The sequence below is a fragment of the uncultured Nostoc sp. genome (assembly GCF_937863485.1).
GTDB lineage: Bacteria > Cyanobacteriota > Cyanobacteriia > Cyanobacteriales > Nostocaceae > Nostoc.
In genome coordinates this window covers 1-23423 of sequence record NZ_CALMFY010000191.1, presented here as the reverse complement: position 1 = coordinate 23423, position 23423 = coordinate 1, and the positions used below count along the sequence as shown (strand labels likewise).

General features: G+C 43.3%; 20 protein-coding genes and 25 tRNA genes. 7 read left to right on the top strand and 38 right to left on the bottom strand.

The features are described from left to right. Positions 1-11: 11 nt before the first annotated feature. The 3 genes from crtB to Q0541_RS25930 all read right to left on the bottom strand — a co-directional run bounded on the left by crtB (position 12) and on the right by Q0541_RS25930 (position 3803). Positions 12-944: a 15-cis-phytoene synthase CrtB gene (gene crtB / locus Q0541_RS25940; RefSeq protein WP_298917568.1), complete on the bottom strand. Its 933-nt coding sequence runs from the start codon at positions 942-944 to the stop codon at positions 12-14. Further along, on the bottom strand, positions 928-2367 hold the full coding sequence (gene pds / locus Q0541_RS25935; protein ID WP_298917566.1) for a 15-cis-phytoene desaturase: 1440 nt from the start codon (positions 2365-2367) through the stop codon (positions 928-930). The genes crtB and pds overlap by 17 nt, the downstream gene beginning before the upstream one ends. A gap of 479 nt (positions 2368-2846) precedes the next feature. Continuing rightward, positions 2847-3803, bottom strand: a complete 957-nt coding sequence (locus Q0541_RS25930; RefSeq protein WP_298917563.1) for a phytanoyl-CoA dioxygenase family protein — start codon at positions 3801-3803, stop codon at positions 2847-2849. Between the two features lie 399 nt (positions 3804-4202). Between Q0541_RS25930 and Q0541_RS25925 the strand changes: the two genes are divergently transcribed. After that, positions 4203-5291, top strand: coding sequence for a glycoside hydrolase family 3 protein (locus tag Q0541_RS25925; RefSeq protein WP_298917560.1), 1089 nt, complete (start codon positions 4203-4205; stop codon positions 5289-5291). On the opposite strand, the gene Q0541_RS25920 is transcribed toward Q0541_RS25925, so the two are convergent. The 25 genes from Q0541_RS25920 to Q0541_RS25800 form a co-directional block, all read right to left on the bottom strand. Further along, positions 5292-5362 (bottom strand) — tRNA-Lys (locus tag Q0541_RS25920). It lies immediately after the preceding gene. 286 nt (positions 5363-5648) lie between these two features. Then, positions 5649-5722 (bottom strand) — tRNA-His (locus Q0541_RS25915). A gap of 6 nt (positions 5723-5728) precedes the next feature. Continuing rightward, positions 5729-5802 (bottom strand) — tRNA-Ala (locus Q0541_RS25910). A gap of 85 nt (positions 5803-5887) precedes the next feature. Next, positions 5888-5961: transfer RNA gene (locus Q0541_RS25905), tRNA-Arg, on the bottom strand. A gap of 6 nt (positions 5962-5967) precedes the next feature. Then, positions 5968-6042, bottom strand: a tRNA-Val gene (locus Q0541_RS25900). Between the two features lie 269 nt (positions 6043-6311). Continuing rightward, positions 6312-6384 (bottom strand) — tRNA-Thr (locus tag Q0541_RS25895). Between the two features lie 95 nt (positions 6385-6479). Next, positions 6480-6552 (bottom strand) — tRNA-Leu (locus Q0541_RS25890). A gap of 4 nt (positions 6553-6556) precedes the next feature. Further along, a tRNA-Pro gene (locus Q0541_RS25885) sits at positions 6557-6629 on the bottom strand. Between the two features lie 166 nt (positions 6630-6795). Next, positions 6796-6868 (bottom strand) — tRNA-Pro (locus Q0541_RS25880). 1 nt (position 6869) lies between these two features. Beyond that, positions 6870-6946: transfer RNA gene (locus Q0541_RS25875), tRNA-Leu, on the bottom strand. A 6-nt stretch (positions 6947-6952) separates the two neighbouring features. Further along, a tRNA-Leu gene (locus tag Q0541_RS25870) sits at positions 6953-7029 on the bottom strand. Positions 7030-7035: 6 nt separating this feature from the next. Then, a tRNA-Gln gene (locus Q0541_RS25865) sits at positions 7036-7111 on the bottom strand. A 3-nt stretch (positions 7112-7114) separates the two neighbouring features. Beyond that, positions 7115-7187 (bottom strand) — tRNA-Gln (locus Q0541_RS25860). 5 nt (positions 7188-7192) lie between these two features. Beyond that, a tRNA-Asn gene (locus Q0541_RS25855) sits at positions 7193-7267 on the bottom strand. A gap of 6 nt (positions 7268-7273) precedes the next feature. Continuing rightward, positions 7274-7348: transfer RNA gene (locus tag Q0541_RS25850), tRNA-Phe, on the bottom strand. A gap of 22 nt (positions 7349-7370) precedes the next feature. After that, positions 7371-7445 (bottom strand) — tRNA-Arg (locus Q0541_RS25845). A gap of 4 nt (positions 7446-7449) precedes the next feature. After that, positions 7450-7539: transfer RNA gene (locus tag Q0541_RS25840), tRNA-Ser, on the bottom strand. A gap of 4 nt (positions 7540-7543) precedes the next feature. Beyond that, positions 7544-7626: transfer RNA gene (locus Q0541_RS25835), tRNA-Tyr, on the bottom strand. A gap of 7 nt (positions 7627-7633) precedes the next feature. Then, a tRNA-Glu gene (locus Q0541_RS25830) sits at positions 7634-7704 on the bottom strand. Positions 7705-7776: 72 nt separating this feature from the next. Then, positions 7777-7848: transfer RNA gene (locus tag Q0541_RS25825), tRNA-Trp, on the bottom strand. A 3-nt stretch (positions 7849-7851) separates the two neighbouring features. After that, positions 7852-7927: transfer RNA gene (locus tag Q0541_RS25820), tRNA-Met, on the bottom strand. A gap of 10 nt (positions 7928-7937) precedes the next feature. Continuing rightward, positions 7938-8010 (bottom strand) — tRNA-Cys (locus Q0541_RS25815). Positions 8011-8013: 3 nt separating this feature from the next. Then, positions 8014-8090 (bottom strand) — tRNA-Glu (locus Q0541_RS25810). Positions 8091-8094: 4 nt separating this feature from the next. Continuing rightward, positions 8095-8187, bottom strand: a tRNA-Asp gene (locus tag Q0541_RS25805). A 118-nt stretch (positions 8188-8305) separates the two neighbouring features. After that, the gene (locus Q0541_RS25800; RefSeq protein ID WP_298917557.1) at positions 8306-8500 is read right to left on the bottom strand and encodes a hypothetical protein; all 195 of its coding nucleotides are present in this window, start codon (positions 8498-8500) and stop codon (positions 8306-8308) included. Between the two features lie 194 nt (positions 8501-8694). Between Q0541_RS25800 and Q0541_RS25795 the strand changes: the two genes are divergently transcribed. Next, the gene (locus Q0541_RS25795; RefSeq protein WP_298917554.1) at positions 8695-9546 is read left to right on the top strand and encodes a polysaccharide deacetylase family protein; all 852 of its coding nucleotides are present in this window, start codon (positions 8695-8697) and stop codon (positions 9544-9546) included. A 34-nt stretch (positions 9547-9580) separates the two neighbouring features. Here the strand turns inward: Q0541_RS25795 and Q0541_RS25790 are convergent, their stop codons facing one another. The 3 genes from Q0541_RS25790 to Q0541_RS25780 all read right to left on the bottom strand — a co-directional run bounded on the left by Q0541_RS25790 (position 9581) and on the right by Q0541_RS25780 (position 10859). Next, positions 9581-9973: an alr0857 family protein gene (locus tag Q0541_RS25790; protein WP_298917551.1), complete on the bottom strand. Its 393-nt coding sequence runs from the start codon at positions 9971-9973 to the stop codon at positions 9581-9583. A gap of 16 nt (positions 9974-9989) precedes the next feature. Then, positions 9990-10496 carry an HNH endonuclease gene (locus Q0541_RS25785; RefSeq protein ID WP_298917798.1) on the bottom strand — a complete coding sequence of 169 codons (507 nt, stop codon included), beginning with the start codon at positions 10494-10496 and terminating at the stop codon, positions 9990-9992. Positions 10497-10610: 114 nt separating this feature from the next. Beyond that, complete coding sequence (locus Q0541_RS25780; RefSeq protein ID WP_273765966.1) at positions 10611-10859, bottom strand: hypothetical protein; 249 nt, start codon at positions 10857-10859, stop codon at positions 10611-10613. Positions 10860-10931: 72 nt separating this feature from the next. On the opposite strand from Q0541_RS25780, the gene Q0541_RS25775 reads away from it, so the two are divergent. From Q0541_RS25775 to Q0541_RS25765, 3 genes are all read left to right on the top strand, one after another. After that, a complete protein-coding gene (locus tag Q0541_RS25775) occupies positions 10932-11267 on the top strand; it encodes a hypothetical protein (RefSeq protein WP_273765967.1) in 336 nt (111 codons plus the stop codon). A gap of 523 nt (positions 11268-11790) precedes the next feature. Further along, positions 11791-13809: a GAF domain-containing sensor histidine kinase gene (locus Q0541_RS25770; protein WP_298917546.1), complete on the top strand. Its 2019-nt coding sequence runs from the start codon at positions 11791-11793 to the stop codon at positions 13807-13809. A gap of 8 nt (positions 13810-13817) precedes the next feature. Further along, the gene (locus Q0541_RS25765) at positions 13818-14429 is read left to right on the top strand and encodes an SRPBCC family protein (RefSeq protein WP_298917543.1); all 612 of its coding nucleotides are present in this window, start codon (positions 13818-13820) and stop codon (positions 14427-14429) included. 81 nt (positions 14430-14510) lie between these two features. On the opposite strand, the gene Q0541_RS25760 is transcribed toward Q0541_RS25765, so the two are convergent. Further along, positions 14511-14583 (bottom strand) — tRNA-Glu (locus Q0541_RS25760). A gap of 326 nt (positions 14584-14909) precedes the next feature. Between Q0541_RS25760 and Q0541_RS25755 the strand changes: the two genes are divergently transcribed. Further along, complete coding sequence (locus Q0541_RS25755) at positions 14910-16829, top strand: cation:proton antiporter (RefSeq protein ID WP_298917540.1); 1920 nt, start codon at positions 14910-14912, stop codon at positions 16827-16829. A 73-nt stretch (positions 16830-16902) separates the two neighbouring features. Here the strand turns inward: Q0541_RS25755 and Q0541_RS25750 are convergent, their stop codons facing one another. Beyond that, on the bottom strand, positions 16903-17562 hold the full coding sequence (locus Q0541_RS25750) for a cytochrome b N-terminal domain-containing protein (protein WP_298917537.1): 660 nt from the start codon (positions 17560-17562) through the stop codon (positions 16903-16905). 100 nt (positions 17563-17662) lie between these two features. Then, the gene (locus tag Q0541_RS25745) at positions 17663-18358 is read right to left on the bottom strand and encodes a triacylglycerol lipase (RefSeq protein WP_298917534.1); all 696 of its coding nucleotides are present in this window, start codon (positions 18356-18358) and stop codon (positions 17663-17665) included. A gap of 617 nt (positions 18359-18975) precedes the next feature. Here Q0541_RS25745 and Q0541_RS25740 point away from each other — a divergent pair. Then, positions 18976-20529, top strand: a complete 1554-nt coding sequence (locus Q0541_RS25740; RefSeq protein WP_298917532.1) for a hypothetical protein — start codon at positions 18976-18978, stop codon at positions 20527-20529. Between the two features lie 532 nt (positions 20530-21061). Here the strand turns inward: Q0541_RS25740 and petJ are convergent. From petJ to Q0541_RS25720, 4 genes are all read right to left on the bottom strand, one after another. Further along, a complete protein-coding gene (gene petJ / locus Q0541_RS25735; RefSeq protein ID WP_273765975.1) occupies positions 21062-21406 on the bottom strand; it encodes a cytochrome c6 PetJ in 345 nt (114 codons plus the stop codon). Between the two features lie 244 nt (positions 21407-21650). Next, positions 21651-22070 (bottom strand): plastocyanin, encoded by a 420-nt coding sequence (petE, locus tag Q0541_RS25730; RefSeq protein ID WP_298917527.1) that lies wholly within the window; start codon positions 22068-22070, stop codon positions 21651-21653. 404 nt (positions 22071-22474) lie between these two features. Next, the gene (gene psbV / locus Q0541_RS25725; protein WP_298917524.1) at positions 22475-22966 is read right to left on the bottom strand and encodes a photosystem II cytochrome c-550; all 492 of its coding nucleotides are present in this window, start codon (positions 22964-22966) and stop codon (positions 22475-22477) included. A gap of 132 nt (positions 22967-23098) precedes the next feature. Beyond that, positions 23099-23314 carry a hypothetical protein gene (locus Q0541_RS25720; RefSeq protein WP_273765979.1) on the bottom strand — a complete coding sequence of 72 codons (216 nt, stop codon included), beginning with the start codon at positions 23312-23314 and terminating at the stop codon, positions 23099-23101. Positions 23315-23423 lie beyond the last annotated feature (109 nt).

Below are 23423 nucleotides of genomic sequence, written 5' to 3'. Positions count from 1 at the left end.
TGACTAATTGCTCAAAGGACTTGCGATCGCATCCAAGCTACGGGCAAAGTGCGTAATTTTTTCCACTGGGGAACGTAAGCCCGCCGACTGAATACATCGTAATCGTTGCGTTCAATCACCTCCAAAATCTGACCGTACAACATTGATGCTGCCCACACGGGCCAACGGGCATCCGGTGCTAAATAAGTAATTCCCTGGTCGGACGTGGTATAGAATTGGCGGGCCCGTTCAATTTGAAAGCGCATCAATGCCCGCCAACGTTCATCTACCACACCTTTGAAGAAGTCTTGCTCGGTGTAGTTGAATTTTGCCAAATCCTCAAGGGGAATGTAGATCCGTCCCCGTCTGGCATCTTCTCCCACATCCCGTAAGATGTTGGTGAGTTGATTGGCAATTCCCAGAGCGATCGCTTCTTCTGTGGGAATATATGGTTGTTTGTTCTGACGCCACGGAGCTGTATATATGGTGCTATCCACACCCATAACTGCTGTTGACATTAAGCCAACAGTGCCAGCGACGCGGTAACAGTAGAGGTATAACTCCTCAAAGGTTTCATAACGACTGCGATATAAGTCCATCCGCTGACCAGCAATCATATCCCGAAAGGGCTGAATGTCCATCGGAAAGCGTTGGAGAGTATCAACTAAAGCGACATCGTAATTTTCTAATGGGCGTCCCGCAAAAATCGATTCCAGCTGCTGTTCCCATAGGTCTAGGGTTTCTGGCGTGGTAATAGCAGATGCGGGCCCATCCACCAATTCATCTGTACGGCGACACCAAGCGTAAATTGACCAAATAGATTGACGTTTTACCGGACTCATGAGCAAAGTACCCAGGTAAAAAGTCTTGGCATACTTTGCTGTGAGATGCCGACAAAGTTTGTAGGACTCGTCTACAGAGACCAGCGTTTTCATGCGCGGGGGGGAATCAGGCAGTTGCAGCATTCGTTGCGGGCGGTCGGGTGAGCGTTTGCAGGTTTGAGGGATTTACTACCGGGAGAGCCTCAGAAATTGCCTGCGCTGTCAGCTTACCAGAAAGTACGGCACCTTCCATACTGCCTAAGTAGCGTTGCATGGTATAACTTCCGGCAAGATAGAAGTTGGCAATGGGCGTAACTTGTGCGGGACGGTACTGTTGACGACCAGGGGTCGCTTTGTAAACTGAACGCGGCGTTTTCACCACATGAGATTTTAGCAACGTTGCTGGGTTGTCTCCCCCAAAGTGGTCGGGAAAGAGTTTTTCTAACTCGGCAATCGTTGCAGCCACAATCTCCTCATCGGATTTGGCAATCCAATCTTTTGCCGGAGCTAGAACTAATTCCAGCATCGAGCGATCGCGGTTGGCGTATTCACGGCAGGTATTGCTCATATCAGCATAAACGCTTAGGAGGGGCGATCGCGAAAATAGCAAGTGATCAATTTCTGTAAGTTTCCGGTCAAACCACAGATGCAGGTTAATCACTGGTACTCCTTCCAAACCTTCTAGCTTCTTGAAAAACTCCATTTGCTTCCAAGGCTTAGGCAACATCACTTTCATTGGGTCAACCGACATAGCAGATACGTACACATCAGCTGTGAAAACTTCATCTTCTGCCCCATTTAACCCTCGAATCAAGTATGCTTTCACCGTGCCATCGGCGTTAAGCAAAATTTCTTTCAAGGGGGCATTCAACCGTACTTCCCCACCACGTTCTCTGATGTAATCTACGATCGGGCTGCATAGACGTTCTGTTGGAGAACCATCCAAAAATGCAATCTTGGAGCCATATCGTTCTTGCAGAAAGCGATTCAGTGCAGTTAACAGGATCGTTGCAGAAACTTCATCAGGATTGACAAAGGTGAGTGCTTTACATGCGGCGATAAAAACGTCACTAGTTACTCGCTCGTCAACTCCTTGCCTTTTCAACCACTCTAAGAAGCTGTACTTGTCCATGTCTTCAACATACTTTTGACCCCGCACCACTGCTGGAAGTAGTCCAATTGCAAACCGAATCTTCTGCTCCCAAGTCAACATGTCTTTATTGCGAAGAATCGATGCAATCACGTTGAAAGGAGATGGAATATCTGGAACATCAAAACGTGATAGTGTCCCAGGCTTGTCTGGTTGATTGAAAATCAACGTATGCTCTTTCCACTGGAGTCTGTCCTCAATGCCCAACTCCTTGAGCAATTGGAGCATATTAGGATATGCCCCAAAGAAGGCGTGTAACCCGGTTTCGTACCAGTCGCCATCAGAGTCTTTCCACGCCGCAACAAGACCACCCAGTACGTCCCGGCTTTCCAAGACAATGGGAGTGTGACCTGCGTCTGTGAGATATTTCGCGCAGGAAAGTCCTGCTAGACCAGCACCCGCGATCGCTACTCGCATTTAACCTTAATGCCCTTAAATATTTCTTAATGGTTTTATCGTTCTCATTATACGTTGCAATCCGTTACATTTGGCAGTTCTTGTGCGATCGCTTCCCAAAAAAACTTCTGTAAAAGCGAATTTTACCTGACATACACCTACCAGAATAAATTGCCAATATCATTGTCAGCAATGGGTTTGCGGCGTGCATTTCATCTAGATTTACATTACCAAATCTCAACAAACAAAAGTCATTCCTTTGACTGAGAATTAGGTTGTTATAAACTCTTGTCTTAAAGTAGTTGATTTCTTTGGTAATCCGTGTATTTGCTCTAAGGAAATATTTAAGGCATTGGTAAAGCCTGCTAGTTGATATCCAGTTTACTTTCAATCGGCAAACACTTAATAAATGTAAATATAAAGATTTAATATGTTTTAGTTTAAGTATTTTAACTTAGATAATGAAGTTATAATCGTAAAAACTTATACTACATAAATCACTAAATACATTTCAGTAGAGAAGCTGCTCGGAAGTCGTGCTGCATCCCATAGTCAGTTCGGGCAAATTCTATTTGTAATATTAAACGGTCTTTATGAGTAGGAGTAATTCCTTTATGAAAACAAAGCGGATCTTCTGCAAATCCAAAACCAGCTTTGCCACAAATCTTTACTAAAGATTTAGAACCATAATAATCGGTGATATCTTGATCTGTCTCTCGTTTACGTAGCCAAAGATGTGATGGCTTCTTCTTATTGTGACTACCACGAACACAGACATGAGGACCGCTTTGATCATCTACATCAGTCAAATAAAAGAAAAACTTCAGAAAACGATAATCGTCTATATCGTAGTGAAATAATTGAGCAGCTTGACTTTTTTGACGATATGTTATTTCACCTGAAAAACTCCACCACATCAGATTCCCTTGATGTACTGCTTGAGCATCTAAATATTTAGTAGCTATTGCCAATAACTTTGGATCATTTTGAAGTTTTTTTATAGCAGGGCAGAGTAAAGACGTATTAAAATAACTACCGATGATAAAATGTTTTCCTGACTTAGTTTCTGCTTGTTCCTTTTGATCATAAAAAAAACCCATGTTTGTTTTTCTATTGCCATAACAAACTGTTGAATGAGCAAATTCGACTATTTCTTTAACAATATCTTGGGGTAAATTAATTCCTAAATATAACCCTTCAGTTTTCAGGGTGTTAACAACGTCATCTACATTCACATTTGGAAAATAACAATTGCTCTCATTGAGAATGGATGAATATAATTTAACTGAACGTTTTAAAAAAAATATCATCATGGCTCGCCCAGTTTTAAATCGAGCAATTTTACGCATTAAAAGCCATCTAGGATTTTTAGTCAATCCTTTGTAATTTTCATAACAAATATCATAAAATTTGGAATAAATTCTATTTAGATTGTTATTGAATAAACTTATAGACATAAGTCTCCTGAGATTTAGATGGTAGGATGCGCTCACGGAGTGACTCTAAAGGAGGATCACAAAAATGCTTTTGCAGAAAAACTAATTTATGCTTGCGTAGGTAACACCATGTAATATATATTTTAATTGTTAAAAATCAAGAATAATACTTGCTGATAGTATATTTACTGTTTCTTTTTACAAAGTTAGTATTTTTTAAAGAGTTAGTCAGAGGTTGAAGGGTATTGAGCATAGGGCATTGTTCAAGAAGCAGGGGACAAACAGAAAATTCTTCCCCTTTAGTACCTCTGCCCCCTGCCTCTTAAAAGTCCCACTCTCCATAAGGGTGTAGAATCAGGGTTTATGTTTTCTAGGTTAAACATCCCAAGTTGTTTGCTACACAACTATAGGTAAAGGATTATGCCAGTATCACAAGAGCTAAGGCGCTTTGGACATCACCTGATTCTAGGTATTTCCAGCACTATATTAAGTGATGATGATAAACGTGCACTCAATGAATTGAGACCGATTGGGGTGATCTTTTTTGCTAAAAACTTTCTGGATGGCACCCCTTATGAGGTTTGGCTGGAGAGCTTCAAGGATTTGAACAGCCAGATACGAGAATATACTGAACGTGATTCCATGTTTGTGACTTTAGATCATGAAGGAGGTCGTGTAATTCGTACACCACTGCCGATTACCCGCTTTCCTCATGCCTTGTTGCTGCGATCGCACGCCCGTGAGGTAGCAAAAGCCACAGCACTAGAACTCAAATCACTGGGAATAAATTTATCGTGGGCACCTGTAGCAGATATTTTTTCGCATCCGAATAACCCTGTGATTGGATCTCGCGCCTTTGGTAGCAATCCCGAAACTGCTACTCAAGGTGCTTGTGACTACTACCTTGGACTTCAAGAGTCAGGAATTTTGGGATGCGCCAAGCACTTCCCTGGACATGGAGATACCAGCAAGGACTCTCATATCGAGCTACCAATACTTAATCTGACTCTAAAAGACCTGCGACTTCGAGAACTTATACCCTTCAAAGCCCTGATCGAATTACAGATTCCTTTGATGATGACTGTCCATATCTTATTTCCCAGGATAGATGCTGATGTACCAGCAACCCTTTCTAAGGCTATCCTCAAAACCATACTTAGAGAGCAACTTGGCTTTAAGGGAGTGGTTGTATCTGACGACTTGGATATGAAAGCTATCTCAGATATGTTTACTAAAGCTGGTACTGTGGCGCGATCATTTCATGCAGGCTGCGACCTATTTATTGTCTCGCGTAATATTAATTCATCATCTATTGAAAGAACTTATCAGATTGCTGAAGATTTCGTCGATTCCCTCACTAAGGGCAGCTTAGATGAATCAGTAGTGGAGGCAGCCAGAGAAAGAATCGATAAACTACTGGCAGTAACACCGCAATATCCCGTACATGCTCTGGATAAAGATATACTATTGCAACATGCTCAACTAGCGATCGCTAGTTCCTATTCATAATGGGTGGTATAGGGGTCGAACCTATTTCTGCGGGTTAAAAGCCCGCTGCACAGCCGTTATGCCAACCACCCTGGTTAATTTAAATAAATATTTGAGCCGGTGCGATCGTATTACATCACAAGCCTTGTAACACCAATGCTAGATATAAATCCACCTGGGAGGTACTGCCCCTCCTCTCTCTGTGTTATCAGCACAGTGCCTCGCTTTTCGGCTTCAGGTGGAAAAGAGGAAGATGGAGGAATCGTAGCTTGCTTCCCGTAGGGTACCCCTACAGTTGCCCATACCCTGGTTTTCAAGACCAGTTGCTGTCCATACTCTTCGAGAAGGCTTCGCCTAGAGCAGCATCTTCCATTGAGGGGTGTCTGACCGGACTTGAACCCGCTATGACTGGTTCCACAAACCAGCGCCTCGACCACTTTGGCTTCAGACACCATCAGTGGAATCAATGGGAATTGAACCCATAACCTCCTGCTTGCAAGGCAGGCGCTCTAGCCATTTGAGCTATGACCCCATCAAACAAATAAAAAGAGCAAAGTAAAAAGAAAGAGAAATAATTAAATTCTTTCTTTTGACATTTGACATTTGACTTGTTTAAGCGGGAGTGGTAGGACTTGAACCCACAACTTTCGAGGTAGAAGCTCGAAGCTCTATTCCATTGAGCTACACTCCCAATATTTGGTAATTCTGGCAGGAATCGAACCTGCAACCCTTTGCTTGTAGGGCAACTGCTCTACCGTTGAGCTACAGGACTACGCAAGCGAGTGGAGGGACTTGTACCCCTACGGGGAAGCAAGCTACGCGCAGCGTTCTCGAAGAGTACCCACGCACTGAGTATGGCGTACTCAGATACTACCGACTACATCACACCCGCAAGTTTTAGAGCGGACGGCGAGATTTGTAGCTTGCTTCCCGTTCGCGGAGCGTCGCGTTGGCGCAGCCTCTCGTAGAGAAGGGAAGGGTACTCGCACGAAGACGTTGGAAGCGTCTCATGCTGCCGTTACATCACACCCGCATTAGTCAAGCTGGTAACAGGAATTGAACCTGCAACCTACTGATTACAAGTCAGTTGCTCTGCCAATTGAGCTACACCAGCACTAATTTTGGTGACGGGGGCAGGAATTGCACCTGCTGATGTGAGACTTATGAGACCTCCAAGCCACTCTTGCTTCATCCCCGCAAAATCACCAATACCCCTGACTGGATTTGAACCAGCAACCTCTTCGTTCTAAGCGAAGCGCCTCTTCCGTTGGGCTACAAGGGCAAAGTCTGAGTGGCAGGGATTAAACCTGCGACCTCAAGTTCCCGAAACTCCCGCGCTTCCAACTGCGCTACACCCAGATATTTTGGTAGTTTCGACAAGATTTGAACCTGCAAAAAACTAGATCCTCGGTAAGCGTGCGTCTTCCATTCCGCCACGAGAGCTTAGTACCCCTGACAAGATTTGAACCTGCAAAATATGGACTCTGATTCCAGCACTTATGCCACGTTCCGTAACAGCGGCATATCGGGATGGCAGGACTCGAACCTGCGACTCCATGCTCCCAAAGCATGGCTTCTCGCCACTGAATTACATCCCGTTGGTACTCCTGGTGGGAGTCGAACCCACAACAAACAGATTTTAAGTCTGCCACCTCTTCCAGTTGGGCTACAGGAGCAAGTTTTGGTACTCTTGGTGGGAATCGAACCCACAACATACCGTTTTTGAAACGGCAGCCTCTTCCAATTGGGCTACAAGAGCAAAGTTTGGCAGCCCCACCAGGACTCGAACCTGGAATCTTCGCCTTCAAAGGGCGCGATGTTGCCAATTACACCACAGGGCTTTATTGCCAGGGCAGGGTTTGAACCTGCAACCTCATCGTTCAGAGCGATGCGACTTACCAATTCGTCCACCCGGCAATGAATGGCTGCCTCAGTAGGACTCGAACCTACAACCGCGCGGTTAACAGCCGCTTGCTCTACCATTGAGCTATGAGGCAATGAAGCCCCCCAGGTCGGAATCGAACCGACGACCTCCTGTTTTTCAAACAGGCGCTAACTACCAACTGAGCTACCGGGGGATAAAATGAAGAGATCATGTAACGAGAGCGGAGGGATTTGAACCCTCAAATCTTCAGTTTCGTAGACTGAGATGTTATCCGGTTACACCACACTCTCAAAACGGAGAGAACAGGATTTGAACCTGCGACGGGTATTAACTTCCCGCTTCCTCTTAGCAGGAGGACGCTTTCAGCCACTCAGCCACCTCTCCATAGTGGGTCGAGCAGGATTTGAACCTGCGTGCAAAAAAGAACAGTTTTACAGACTGTCGCCTTCAGCCAGACTCGGCCACCGACCCATAATCATTCCCTCGACGAGAATTGAACTCGCATCTGTGCTTTGAAAGAACACTGACTTAACCATTCGTCCACGAGGGCATAATTGACTGAATTTTAGATTTTAAATTTTAGATTTTGGATTAAAAAATTTAAAATCCAAAATTGTCTGACATAGGGACTAGGATTTGAACCTAGAACATCGGATTTGGAGTCACGAGGTGTTGCCGTTACACCATCCCTGCATTTGGTGGCAGCGGCGGGATTTGCACCCGCATATACCAGGGTATGAACCTAGTGCTTTGCTGGTTAAGCTACACTGCGATCGCACCAGAGGCTGAGGTGAGATTTGAACTCACGATATCGGTTTTGCAGACCGACGCCTTCGGCCACTTGGCTACTCAGCCATTTGGGAGTCCCGACGAGATTCGCACTCGCAATCTTCAGTTTGAGAAACTGACGGCTTAAACTATTCGCCTACAGGACTGCAACCAGGGTGACGGGATTTGTAGCTTGCTTCCCGCAGGGTACCCGCAACATTTCCGCAGACAACGGAATGCTCTAGCCAGTTGAGCTACACCCCGATTTTTTAGAATCTGTGCCTAAACTTTTAGGTTTTTATGCACAGATTTTTGGTGAACTTGCCCATTTCTTATTTAGTTTTCAAGGTTCAGAAAAATTAGCTTTTACTATTAGAAACTGTTAGGAAAACAACCGAAGTTCTAGGTAGTAAGCCTGTTGTATATTACGGATGTATTCTGTGGTTTTGATGAGTGCAAACTTAGAACTTTTTTCGTTTATTGCCTCTACTTCCGATGGTTTGCAAGTAGGAGCAGCTTTGTTGACTGGGGACTCTGGTTTATTCCAACGCCTGTCCTTTAGTTGTATGTAGAACATGACTTTAACTCTTGGGAAGCTTGTCCTTCCCTTTACTACATTTATACTACAAAATACTACAAAAAGTGTCAAGGGGTTTTAGAAAGTTTTTTTAAAATTGTCTAAAAAAGCTTCTGCACTTAGATTTGAACTTGCTAACCCCCCTTAAAAGTCAAACTACAGCTTATGATTGGGTGAGTCTTTAAAAGCCTGACGTGACAGACAACTACCTCAAGCGACAAAAGATAATTAGTTTTGTCGCGATCGCCTCTACGATTACAGCTTGTAGTATTGCCCCAGGCACTTCCCCACAATTGGGGTTGAACCAGCCAGTGAGCAAAAGCCATACTCCACAAGTTCAAGATCATCTGGGAAAGGGCCAAGGTAATGTTCAATTACCGCCATCAGCTAAAGTAGAAAGCCCTACATTTTCAGTCCCAGCTAAATTTCAGGGAAAAACAGTTTATCAGGTGCATCCAAGGAACAACGAGAAGGTTATTGCTCTAAGTATTGATGATGGGCCCTGGCCAAAGACAACCTTACAAATGCTGGATATTCTGAAGCAAAACGATGTTAAAGCAACATTCTTTTGGGTAGGACAAGCCTTACAAGCAAATCCCGACCTAGCCAAGCGCGAAGTAGCTGAAGGATACGCCATTGGTAACCATACTTGGCATCATTGGTATCGGCGAATGGATGAAGCCACAGCCAAGAGTGAAATTGATCGCACATCTGACCTGATATACAAAACTACAGGAGTCAAAACTGCTCTGTTTCGTCCTCCTGGAGGCTTTTTAAACAACGGACTAGCCGCTTACGCTAAAAGTCAGAAAGATGCTGTAATTATGTGGTCGCTAACTTCAGCTGATACTGACCCTCACGCGAAACCGCAAGCATTTGTAAATAATGTCTTGAAAGGCGCGAAACCAGGTTCTATTGTTTTGATGCATGACGGTGGTGGTGATCGCCGAAGAACTGTAGAAGCTTTGCCACAAATCATCAGCGGACTCAAACAGCAAGGCTACCGATTTGTGACAATTCCCGAACTTCTAAAAATGGGGCAATAAAGGGTGAGAAATTCTCCTCACCCGATGATTTAGTTTATTCGCTCATGACAGAAGCACTGCTCTCTTGAGCTTCCTGCCAAAGTTTGTGCAAAAAGAACTCAGCGCGATCGCTCATAGTGGTGACAAACACACCTACAGCATCCTTAGAACTATCTGATAGCCAAGAACCTTGCAGAGTGACTTCCATATATTGGGTATCGCAGGCACACAGAGCCATGATTTCTCTGTCATCTCTTTTTACCTCAGCTTTAAGCACTTCTACTTCTGGCAAATCAACAGGAAGCAAAAAGGAAGCCGTACTGGGTTCAATGCACAAACTTTGCCCAACTCGCAGGGCCAAAATCGCTCGCTGCGCTACCCATTCTTCTAGCGACAGACTGAAACATTCCAAATCAAAGCTGCTTTCAGTGTAAGTTAATTTCAGCATTCCTTATGCTCTCCTGCTATTCCAGGCTTGCTTGCATATCTATCCAAAACTGTTCGGCAAAAGAAATCGCGGGGTGGATTGGTGCTTTTGGTTTGGTACGCAGTTGCATACCAGCCTCAAATAAGGTGCGATCGCCTTTATGGGAGTTACATCTTTCACAAGCTGTGACTACGTTATCCCAAGTGTGAGAACCGCCCCTTGATCGCGGCATCACATGATCTAGCGTTAGATGTTTGCCGCTACCGCAATATTGGCAACTGTGATAGTCTCGCCGCAACACTTCCCGCCGATTGACTGGCGGAACTCTCCACATCCGCTCATTAGAAGTGATTGTCAAGCGAATGTGTTTTGGCACATCAATTACCAAACTGGGTGAGTGAACTTGCCATCCGCCTTCTGTGGTAAAACCCAGCGGTTGAGCTTTGTTGGTTACTAACAGCACAATCGCCCGCTTGATATTGATCCGACACAGTGGCAAGTAATTTTGAGAAAACACCACCACAGATTGCTCTAACACTTGCATTGCGTTCGCGCCGCGCATTGAAGATATCGTCACAGCTTCACTCCTTATAAAAAAACCCCCGCTTCAAGTTTTAAGTGAAGCGGGGGTTAGAATTGACCGGAAAATTTTCTGGTCTCATATTGGTACAGTATTCTTTTGCCTGTACCCCCCGCTTTCTTCGTCTAGTTGTGGTTTTGCAATCAGCCTACTAATGCTGAGATGTCTAAAATCATAATTACCCTCTGTGATTTGCCCAAAATTCCGGCTACCATCGCCCATAAATAAATACTCCACTTCCATAGCAGCTGATTCCCAACCGGCTCGGAAATTGGTAGCGTACAAAGAAGTGGAGATGGGGTAAATGGATTTCACAGAAAATTTCACCTATTGAACATTCCTTTAAACATACTACACTTGTATTACTATCCTGTCTATACCTTTAAGGAGAAATCAGTGATGCATACGATCGCTCGCACCCCAACTACCGATATGGAAGTTACCAGCATCCGCCTAGAGCGGGAACTCAAAGATAAGCTCAAAGAAATAGCTGGCAATCAGGGATATCAAGCTTTGATCCGAGATATCCTTTGGAATTATGTCCAGCAAAAATCAGGTGAGTGGAAGCCTCGATTTTCGCGAACTGACATTCGAGCTAGCATAGCTGCCACAGCTCAGCAAGAAGAACGCTGTGTACTCACAGGTCAACTAATTCAACCCCAACAACCAATGTTGTTAGGACTGACCAGGAATGGCGATATGGTTCCTCTGAGTGTCGAGAGCTTGGCTGGATAGTCTTATATTCAGCCGAATGCAGCCCAGTTATTAGTAAAAATAATTGGGCTGCATTTAGAATTTAGCCTTATTAATATTTTACTGAGAGTTACGGAGATAAAAGAGTAGCTTGTTAAACCTACTAGTTAAAAAAAAATGTAATAAAAATTTATCAAGCAAGCGAAATAATTTTACGTAATATTTAAGGGCAATTTTGCTGGAATTCCAGAGGAATTACGGTTTATGTATACTTAAAGACAGGATAAAATTAGTAAATTATTTCAACATAGAGCAGTCAAAAATAAGCTAGCTGAAGCATTTATAGGATATCTTGAGTATTTTATTACTTATTTAGAAATGTAGCAATTTGGTTTATCAAGCGGAAACTTGACCATCTGAGATAGAAAAGGGCTATAACAGGTGAGAGAAAGTATTCATACAAGATTTGTCAATTATCAAGGGTGTATCAACACATAACGCTGAAGAATATGCCAAAAGGTTGGGTGCAAGAAGAATGGGGTTATTATCCGAGGGCGTGCCAAGAATGAAAAAGCCTTTATCATCGCCGCCAGATTACGTAGATGACATAGATCGACTACAACCTTACCAAGTTAAGCTGATGCAGCATCAGGAAGAACCTACCCGCCAGTTGGTGCAAAAGATTAACCAAATCATTGCCAACAGTTCAGCGATGGCATTGATGGTACAAGATATTGCCCAATTGCTAGGAGTTACTTTTCAAGTAGATTGCTGCTGCTTGGTTTCAGTAACGGGTGAGAAATTCGACGAAGCGACTACTACTAATTGGTGTGCTGATGAGTATCTAGGGTTACCACACCCAGAAGAGATGTTTTCGATGGAACAGTTGCTTATGCACTCGCCAGTGCTGCAATGTGCTGCTGAACCATTGACTATTCAAGATATTTCGATCATTCAAAATAGTCTGGTAATTGGCTGTCAGTATTTGCCGCTACCGATAAAAGCCGTTTTGGCAATTCCTACCCGATTTGGTGGCAATAATAATGGGGTGATTAGTCTGATTAAATTCCAACCCTATGATTGGAGTGAATCAGAAAAACAACTGCTCAAAGAGGTAGAGTCGTCTTGCGCGATCGCTTTTTATCAAGTGGCGCAAGCTAAACTAATTACTCATCAACAACAGTATTTGCAAAAGAGCAATCAGTATCAAAGCTTGATCAAGCAATTGACCTTATTGAGTCGGAGCAACTTGGAGCTGAATCAAATGCTCCAGTTAATTATCGCCTCTACTGCCGAATCTCTACAGGCAGATCGGGGTTTGCTTATACTACTAAAATATACAGATCCACTATTTAGAACTCAAGCTAAAAAACAAATCCCCAAAGCGAAAGCTACCGTGGGTGGTGAATGGGCTAGGGAAACACAAAATTACAGCACTACTAAACCAGATATCTTGAATCAGTCTTTCTTGATATCAGAGTGTGATTTATGCCAGCGTGCCTTCATAGATTCTGTAAAACCAGTAATCTTTTATAACTATACAGAACAAAACGATACCTCTTGTGTAGCTCCATTATTTGCAATAAAGGAATTGCCTGCGGTATTATTAGTGCCATTAGAGAATCAAGGTAAAATCTTAGGATTCTTGGTGCTACAGCAATCTGTTACTCGCAATTGGCAAGCAGCAGAATTAAATCTTGTAGAAATGGTTTGTGCTCAAGTAAGTAACGCCATAATTCAGTCACAGACATTGCGCCAAATGCAAACTTTGGTAGATGAGCGGACAGCGAAACTCCAGAGTAGTCTCGAACTCCAGGCAAAATTGCATGAAAGAACCCGGCAGTATGTTGAGCAACTGCGGAAACTCAACGAACTTAAAGATGAATTTTTGAGCAACATGAGCGATCGCTTGCGCTATCCTTTGACAAACATGCTGATGTCAATTCGTAACTTACGTTTGCCAGGAATCGCGCCAGAGCGTCAGGTTCGATACATGGATATCCTTGAGCAGGAATGCACAAAGGAAATCAACTTGATTAATGATTTGTTGACACTCCAGAAACTAGAGTCGCCTCACGAAGCTCCACAATTAGAAACTATAGATTTAAATACTAGAATCCAGGATATAGCAGCATCTTTTCAGAAAAAATTCCTAGAGAAGGGATTAAAGATTTCTGTAGATTTACCACAGAAGTCGCTAAAACTGCAAACGGAGCTGGAGAGTTTTGACCGCATCCTCCAAGAACTGTTAACTAATGCCTGTAAATACACAGAGCATGATACCACCGTCCATTTGGAAGCTGTTCACCGAGTTGATCAACAAATTGATCAAGTTATCATAAAAGTGACGAATACAGGACGTGCCATCTCTGAAGAAGAAGTGACCTACATCTTTGACAAGTTCCGTCGCGGAAAAGGACGCTGGACTCCAGGGGCTGGCTTGGGACTTGCTCTAGTCAAGTCTTTAGTGCAGCATTTGAATGGAACGATCGCAGTTGAGAGTCTCCAAATCTCAGATTCTGAACAGAGCGAAATTTGCTTCACCCTGACTCTGCCCCAATTTTGTGACGAAAGTAAACCATAATTCTGAAAGTGACTAAAAAACAGAACACAACCCAGAACCTTGATTTCCAGTCTCTTAGTAATGACATCATCCTCGAAGGGGATTTGACTGCTGATACAGTCGCTTTGGCAGCTAAGGTAGAAATTCAAATTGAGAAAATAGCAGAGCGACAGCGACAAATCAGCGCTAAAGTTCAAATTCCCCAACCAGTGGAACAGATATGGAAGGTTCTAACAGATTATGAAGCCTTACCTGACTTTCTCCCTAACCTCGCCAAGAGTCGTCTAATCGAGCATCCCAATGGTGGAATTCGACTTGAGCAAGTAGGCTCCCAGCGCTTACTGAATTTCAACTTTTGGGCGCGGGTAGTTCTGGATTTGGAAGAATGCTTCCCCAAAGAAATTAATTTCCGCATGGTAGAGGGAGATTTTAAAGGCTTTTCTGGTAGCTGGTGTTTAGAGCCTTATTCCCTCGGTGAGTATGTAGGAACAAATCTTTACTACACAATTCAAGTTTGGCCTAAACTCACTATGCCAGTGGGAATCATTGAAAACCGCCTGAGCAAAGATCTGCGGCTAAATCTTCTGGCTATTTACCAACGTGTAGAAGAGTTAGCCAGCAAAGAACCTTATGTTCAATAGTTAAACTATCATTCAGGAAAAATCCTGGATGATAGTTTTGATTTCTAAATTTGCAGAGAAATACACAACTACTTTTTTAAGTACCCCCAGGGGAATTCGAATCCCCGTTACCTCCGTGAAAGGGAGGTGTCCTAGGCCTCTAGACGATGGGGGCATCGAACTCAGACCTTTTATAAGGTAACGAATTTCCTTGCCGTTGTCAACAGCTTTTGCCAAAAAAAGTTTGTGGCAGCTAAACTAGGTGGAGGCAAAAGCTTGAAGAGAATACAAAAACATGGAGACACAAAAAGAATTTCGTAGACGCTTGTGGGGGAAGCTGCAAGGTGCCTCAGCGTCCGGCACTTGGAATTTAAGGGGATGCCCAGATAGAAAAAACGCTAAATTCAGCGAGGGGCAAAGGGTATGATGTTGTACCCTGTAGAGTTAATATCTCCGATTTTTTACAAAAGATTTTGAAATAAATCGCTCAAAATCTACAACATGGAAGCATCTTTTGAAATTACCCTACAGATGGCGATCGCTGTCCTTGCAGGCATTAGTGCCCAAGTGCTGGCTGCATACTTTCGGATACCCAGCATTGTCTTGTTATTGCTGTTGGGTATTCTCTTTGGCTCTGATGGACTAGGACTGTTGCATCCCCATTTGCTAGGCACTGGAGTGGAAGTTATTGTCGCCCTAGCAACGGCAATAATTTTGTTTGAAGGCGGACTTAACTTGGATCTGCGAGAGTTAGGCAGAGTTTCAGTCAGCTTGCAATTGCTCGTTACCCTAGGAACGCTGATCACATTGCTTGGTGGGAGTATGGCTGCTCACTGGCTGGGTGAATTTCCCTGGAACATAGCTATTCTTTATGCTTCCATAGTCGTGGTGACAGGCCCAACTGTCGTTGGCCCCTTGCTCAAACAAATCAATGTAGATCGCCAAGTAGCAACACTTTTGGAAGGGGAAGGGGTTTTAATTGACCCTGTAGGAGCTATCCTTGCCTTCGTTGTCCTCGATACCATTTTGAACGGCGATGCTGGCCCCATCAATGCGATCATCGGTTTACTCATGCGCCTGGGTGTTGGTGCGGCAATTGGTGGTGCTGGCGGTTATCTGATGAGCTTGATTTTCAAACGCGCCAGTTTTCTGTCATTTGAGCTAAAAAACTTAGTGGTGTTGGCGATACTTTGGAGCCTGTTTACCTTATCGCAAATCATCCGCAGTGAATCGGGAGTAATGACAACAGTGGTTGCAGGAGCAGTATTTGCTAACTCCTCAGTCCCAGAAGAACGTCTGTTACGGAGCTTTAAGGGTCAGCTGACAATTCTCAGCGTCTCAGTGCTATTTATCTTATTAGCCGCTGATTTATCCATTGCCAGTGTGTTTGCTTTGGGTTGGGGTAGTTTATTCACTGTTTTGGTATTAATGTTTGTCGTTCGCCCAATTAATATCCTTTTTTGTACCTGGAACAGTGACCTAAACTGGCGACAGAAACTATTTTTAAGCTGGGTTGCTCCTAGAGGAATTGTTGCCGCTTCTGTAGCTTCTTTTTTTGCAATTTCGCTGACACAGCGTGGCATTAACGGCGGTGATTCTATCAAAGCTCTAGTCTTCCTGACAATTATCATGACTGTTGTCTGTCAAGGTCTAACAGCTGGCTGGGTTGCTAAATGGCTACAAATTACCTCTAAAGACGTAACTGGGGCAGTGATTGTGGGTTGTAATCCGTTGAGTCTTTTGATTGCCCGGTTTTTTCAAGAACGGGAAGAAAACGTGGTCATGATTGATACTGACCCCCAATATCTTGTTCAAGCTGAGGCGCAAAATCTGCGGGTGATTGCCAGCAGCGGGCTGGATGCTGCTGTTTTGGAAGAGGCAGGACTTGCCTCTATGGGTACTTTTTTGGCTATGACAAGTAATGGTGAGGTGAATTTTGTTTTGGCTCAACGGGCGGCTGAGGAATTTAAGCCGCCGCGTGTCTTAGCTGTTTTCCCCCGTGATCCGCAAGCAAGTACCTCGGTTAGTAATAAAGTTAATCAAGCTTTTATCCCAGACTTAGCGATTAAGACTTGGAATGAATATTTGAATGATGGGCGAGTCAAGCTGGGGACAACTACGCTAAATGAGTTGGAATTTTCCACTCAATGCGATCGCATCCAAGAAAAGATTCAGACTGGGGTGTTGATACCGCTATTGGTAGAACGAGAAGAACGCTTACAGGTAATACCAGCTAACCAAGAGTGGGAAGTTGGCGATCGGATTATTTACCTATTGCATGATCCCAGACCTAGCCTTTTAAAACGCTTATCTGGTGCTACCCAATCCACTCCCCTGTCTCTAGAAAAGTTACCAGAGGTTGAAGACCTATCCCTCGCCCAATTATCTGAAGTTTCCGCTAGTGAGGTTGTTGGGGGATGAAGAGGCTGAGGAAGAATATAACTCCTAATTCAGCACTGGCTCAACCATAGCTATCCGCTAACAGCACTCTTTATTAGCTTTGGGAAGGAACAAACTCGCCTTCTGGTGGTTGTTGCAAATTACCAATTTCTGGTTTTGGCGCTTCTTGATACATTTGCCATTCTTGCCACAGTAAAGCAGATAAATGAACTATGGCAAGAATTAGCGTCGCCATCGAAATTAGATAACTGTGTATTGTGTAAAGGTGTTCGACAGTAACTGTGTTAATCGCTCCACCCCCAGTTAGGATGTCGCGCAGTTGTCCACCTATGAAAGGAATAGCTTCGATGGTTCCCAACTCAATGTTAAAACGCCAGTATCCTTCCTGAGTCCAATCTAGAATCATCGCTGTCCAGTCCAGCCCGATCGCACTTAAAGTTAACAAAATCCCGCTAATCCAAGCAGCCAGCCAACTTTTGCGAAATTGCCGACCTAAAAACATCACCACAATTTGAATCAGAGCGATCGCAATTACTGCGTTACCAGCAATATCATGCGCTCTCAGAAACAACCAGCCGTATGGCAGTTGTGTATTAATCATCTTCAAGGAGTTATAAGCTCCGCCTGCTGTCGGTTGATAGTAAAAAGACAGCAAAACTCCGGTAGATACATAAATTAAGCACAGAGTCAGAATCACAACTGATAATATCGTCGCTATTCGTCGCAAAATCTTATCGAACTGGGTGCTTTGCATGGCTCACCCCTCCTGTTCTTAACTAAGTATTTATTCTTATTACAATTTTAGCTAAGAAATATTAATAAATATTGCATTTCTCAAAAAAAGCTCAAGTCTTTTAAATCAAATATTGCACCCAAGCTTTTAAGGGTTCTGCTGAACCATACCAAATCCCAGGACTTCTCGGTGAATGCCTCACATCTTCAATCACCAGATTTTCTGCGCCTTCTAAGTGAGCAGCTTCAATCGGTGTGATTCCATCTCCCCAGGTGTTACCCTTGCCACAGGTTAATTGGTAACTACTGTAAGCTAACCAGCTACCGCGCCGCCTTTCCCCAAAGATAGTTTTGCCAGCCACACAAACGTAACGAACGTTTTTGTAAAAAGCTCCTGGGTAGTTATTGGTCACAAAATCTAGATTGGAGCGTGTCCAGCGTTCTTGGCTAATATGGGGTGTCCCCAAGGTGATGAGAGTAGCAACCAGGGGATGCGCTTCCCAGAGAAATGGTTTGACATCACCGCGTGCCAAGTAGGGCTTTTCTCCCATGTAGATGCGGGATATCCAACCTCCGGCTGAGTGACCAATCAAGTTAATTTGAGTAGCATTATGTTGCTGCAATGTATGCTTGATTGTAAGATCAAGTTGTTGCAGAATCGGTGTTACTGATCTTCCTCCAATAGTGGGTAGCCAGTCACGCCGTCGTAGTGGTACTGTAACTGTGGGAAAATCTAACTCTTGTAGGGATTGTTCTAGTTGGCGGTAAGCGATCGCATTTTCTAGATATCCAGGCACAATAACTGTCGGTAACGGCATTTTAAATTTCGGCTGCAATGATTGATGGGTTGAAACTTTTTTACGAAGAAGTAGTCAGATTCAGAAGCTAGAATTGCGATTGGATAACTGACTCCTTTTATAAAAATTCAAATAGCTTTAGTGGGTACTAGAATGTCAATAAAATTGTACAATGTGCAACAGTTTTAGGGGCTGCTGATGTGGTAGTATTTTCACATAGGGACTAGATTCGGACAAGCAAGTGTGCCATCTGTTACAGAAGCGAAGTTAAACTGGAAAACAGTAGACAAAACCAGGCAACTTCAGCACATGTCGTAATGTATTCAGACTTGTACGTTCACTTAAACTTTATAAATATCTTAGATATTAATTTTAATTGTATGCGTCATAACAGTAAAAAATCAAAAGTAGTAATTTTTCAAATATCTCTTTAGCAAAATCAAATTTGAAAATATGATCCAGCGTCATTGATCAATTAAAAAATTGAATAAATAAATGAAATGGCAATTTTGGCGTTTTGATTGCCAGCATCGGAAGTTACTATTTCTTTAGAGGGACGCATCTCTTACAATATCCTGCAAGTCGAAAAAATAAAATCGCTAGTCAACTGCAACTGAGCCGAGTGAACGATAACAGCTATGTCTTACGTCTCCCTGTTTAAAAATATACCAGAAATCTTAAGCCAGCCAATTGGGATAGCAGCTATAGCTTCTCTTGGCATCCACGGTGCTATTGCGATGATTGTGCCATTGATGCCTATGGATTCTAACAAGCCCAAAGAAACAGCATCATCCAAAACAGTCGGACTTTTGGAATTGAGCCAAGCCGACCAAAACCGTTTGCCGCAAAGCACATCCCAAGTTGGTTTACAACAATTTCCCCCAGTAGCGCCACTTTCTGCCCCTAACTTTAGTGCCCAAACTGGATTGCCCCCATTGGCACCAGCGCCATCCAGTCAGCTAATACTGCCTCCGCTACCCCCATCATCGAATAACTATCGAGTCTCCTCCTTGCCTACAAGGCAGTCTTTGCGGATGATTCCTAGTGAAAATTTGCGATTTGACGCCTCTAAATTTGACAGTTCTAAATTCAATACCAGCCCGAAATTCTCGCCATCAGTTCCTCGTTTGAATAATAGTGACACCAAATACCAGGTAGTTAAGCCACTGGCTGTAAGTTTGAATAATAGTGACACCAAATACCAGGTAGTTAAGCCACTGCCTATTAATAGGTTGCCAGAGTTGCAGTCGCAGAAAATACCTGATGATATTCTGCAAAATGCCCAGTCTCCGAACCTATCTGAGACTACCCCCGTTCCAACAGCACAGGGAAATAGGACTTTACAGATGATGCAACCGGGTAATGATGCGTCTAGAATTGCTCAAAACCCGCTGATGAATTCTCTAAAACAAGCTCCAAGGGCTGGGGATAGTTTAACCCTAAGTAGGGGAACCACGCTCAAGACACCTGCTTTATCTGGAAAAGGATCTGAACTAGCGATCGCACAGTTAGACTCCTACGCAAACTTGAGAAAACAAGTCCAGCAAGAATATCCTAATGCTGAACAAAAACCAGTCATCCGCCAAACATTACCCACAGATAAGCCGAATCTTGAAGGTGCTGTTTTGGGTGTATTAGTGGTAGATCCTGATGGTAAGGTCTTAGATATCAAGTTTCAAAACAAGTTAGTTTCCCCTGAATTGCTTGTTAAAGCAAGGGAATACTTCAACAAGCAATCCCCTAAGGGAGATAAACAGATTAGTTCCTATCCATTTAACCTACGTTTCCAAAACAACACTAGCAACACCACTGGGACCACTCAATTATCTGCACCGATAATCAATAACAATCAGTTTACCCCCTCACCAGCAGCTACTTCTAAACCATTTCCTGAACTGCGAATCAGAAATAACCGGCCTGCGTTGCCGATAGGTACTTTTAAACCATTATCTGCGCCGGGAGTCAATAGCAATCAACCTACGCCCTCACCAGCAGTTACTTCTAAACCATTATCTGAACAGCAAATCATAAACCAGCCCACGCCTTCATCACCAGCTACTACTTCTGAAATGTTATTGCTGCCGAGAGTCAATAAGAGTCAGCCTACACCGTCTGCGGAATCAGATGGAAAATTAGTAGAACGGTTGCGCGAAGTGAAGGAAAAGAGACAAAAGTCTAATCCAGAAAAATAATTACCAGCGGGTGATCTTGGATTAACAAGAAGCTAAAAGCTATGAATGATAAAGATTTTGAATTTATCATTCATCTTTAAAATATCGTTTTTAGAAGTTGACGAATTGGCGATCGCCAGTTCGTCATACTTAAGTAGGTAGGTATAATTAAGCATATAATAAAATCCTAGTTTGTAGTGAGTGATTCATCGCTCATATCATGGTTTATTAGGACTAAAGTCCTTAGGCTTCTGGCTTAGCGTTAGCTTCTAGCAATGTGAGAGGTTAACGCCTACCGTAGGATGCCCGAACGGCAAGAGCGTCTTTTGTCTTGAGAAGGGCTGTAGGGAGAAGACTGCGCTAACTTAGTACAAACTTTAATTTATTTACGCCTAGCGAACTTTGAAGTTCCTTAGAAGGTTCTAAGAAGGAAATGCACTCAGGGATTTCCAACAAATAAATTCTCTAATGTTGTGGGGTGGGCGTCTCGCCCGCCAATCATTAAAGGTAGGCAAAGACACTCACCCCACAAGAACTAAACGGTATTCCTACTTTACCAGCCTTGTTCTGCATTCTGAAAAACGTAAGCAGCTACCTCCAAAATCTCCTCAGGGCTTAACTTGCTTTTAAAGGCAGGCATGGCATTTTTTCCATTTTGCACCTGGTGGATAATCGCCTCGATTGAGTCACGATCATAATTTTCTAGGTACTTTGACAATGCTTCCTTTTTCAAGGTTTTCTGGCTAATAAGGATGTTACCGCCACCTATATGGCAAGAAGCGCAGTTAGCCTCGAAAATTTTAGCACCGTTAGATGTTTCGGCAGCTAGTGCTGGACTAATGAATGTCAATTTGAATTGAGCGATCGCTAACAGTAGGATTAATAAAAGTATTCTCAACAGTATTTCCTCGCAACAAGCCTCCAGCAAGAGTATAAACGTGATTAATCCCTGATTAAGTCAAATTTGATCAAAAGTGGCGGTAACGAGTTCACACCTCCATCGCCACTGGTTGTTTAGCGTATTAAAGGAGGATAGGATTCGTTACCGCCATTTATGCATTTTGTGCGTCACTCTAGAAGTGTGGCGTGTTGCTATGAGCTAATTTCACTGAGAAATCATTTTGTGTCAAAGGTTGGTATTTCTAGCCTTGGACAGTGATTGTACCAACCATGCCAGCACCACGATGAGGTTCACAGTAGAAGGTGTAGTCACCAGCAGCTGCGTCTACTGGAAAGGTGGTTGTTTCCTTTTGACCAGGACTCATGAGCAACTTCTTATGAGACAGAGATTTTGCTGTATCGGCGCTCTTATTGGGGTTTTTGGCAGAATCAAACACAACATTATGGGGGGGAACTTTGTTGTTCACCCATTCAACTGTGTCGCCTGGTTTAATGCTCAACTTTTTCGGTTCAAATACTAGCAATCCTTTATCACTACCCAATTTCACCTGGTAGGTTTCAGCCGAAGCACTGGGAGTAAAAACAGCGAAGCTGCTAACAACTAAAAGGATTGTCAACACAGCTAAACCAAGGCGTCGCCAGCTTGCTGAAATCAATTTCATGGCTCTCTCCTAACAAAATAATTTTTTTCCTTTTCTCATTTTAAATAAAATCAACACCAAATATGACAATCTGTCATAGATACAATTTTTTTTTTAAGAATGGGCAGCAATTTATTGCCAAAAGCTGTGCAATCACTAATAAATACTAGACTGCGATCGCCCAAAAAGACTGTAAATAAAAGTAAACTGTCAAACAAGAGATTTTTATTTTTTCTTTAGGAATATCTTGACTTTTCAGAAGTTTTTTGTGCAGCAACCAGGAACATTTTGTGCTGCGGTGAGAAGGAAAGCAGCTAAACTTTGGTGAAAACTAGGGATTGGGGACTAGGGACTAGGGACTAAATTCTCTCCAATCCCCAATCCCCAGTACCCAATACCCAATGACTCAGTACTAATTACGGGATTTAGTAATAGATTTTTCCGCCTCCCCACTTAGTGCCAACGATTTTGGGTTGTAAGAGAATATGACCGGCGATCGCCTCCAAGTCATCATCCGTCAGATTTCGCATTGCTGTGAAAATATCTGCGCTTTTGATACTAGGGTGTATTTCGGAAATCTCTTCTTCCCCGTCGTAAGTAGTGGGATTTTTCAGGTAATCCACCAAGCCTTCAACGTTGTTACGGTTGGGTGTTGCCAATGCCAGATCGTCTGGAGTAAGTCCCACGTTCTGGTTTGTCTTGGTAACTCCCCCAGCATGACATTGGGCGCAAGCGTAATTAAATAAGCGTTTGCCTTCTTTGACTTGTTTCAGGCTAAGTACGGTGGTTTCACCTTGAGTATTTAATGGCACTGTTCGGGTAGCTTTGTCTAGTTCCACCGCTGTCGCGCTACCGACAAACAACTGAAACGAGAGTAAAACAGTGGCCACAACAACGCCAATTAGTCTTCTAAACATGTTTCCCCTTAAAAATTTTGATGCTCAACACAGCTAAGAAAGCGATTCTCAATCTCCAAGCTACTAATTGCTAATGACTCATTATTTTTTATCATTAGCTATCAGTGATTAGCCAAAGTCCGAGATAACCCTTCAGGTGATCTCGTTATCACCCACCAAGTTGCTAGTACCTTTTGGGCGTATTTCAGACGATATTTGGGAAATAATTGCCTTTGCATCTTCTAACGCCAAACGGGTCTTTTGGTGTCTGTAGGCAATTCCCAGTTGGTTGCACAGAGAAAACACTTTTTCTACAGGAATGCTGTAGTCGGCTGCTATCTCTGCGATCGATAGGTCTACAAAACCCATAATGCTTGTTTACTGATAGATAGAGATTGAGTCGCTGTAATACCAATATCACGTTAGGAGTGCAATTTGTTGCCCGAAATACGGTTTGGGGATCGGGAGGGGGGAAGAG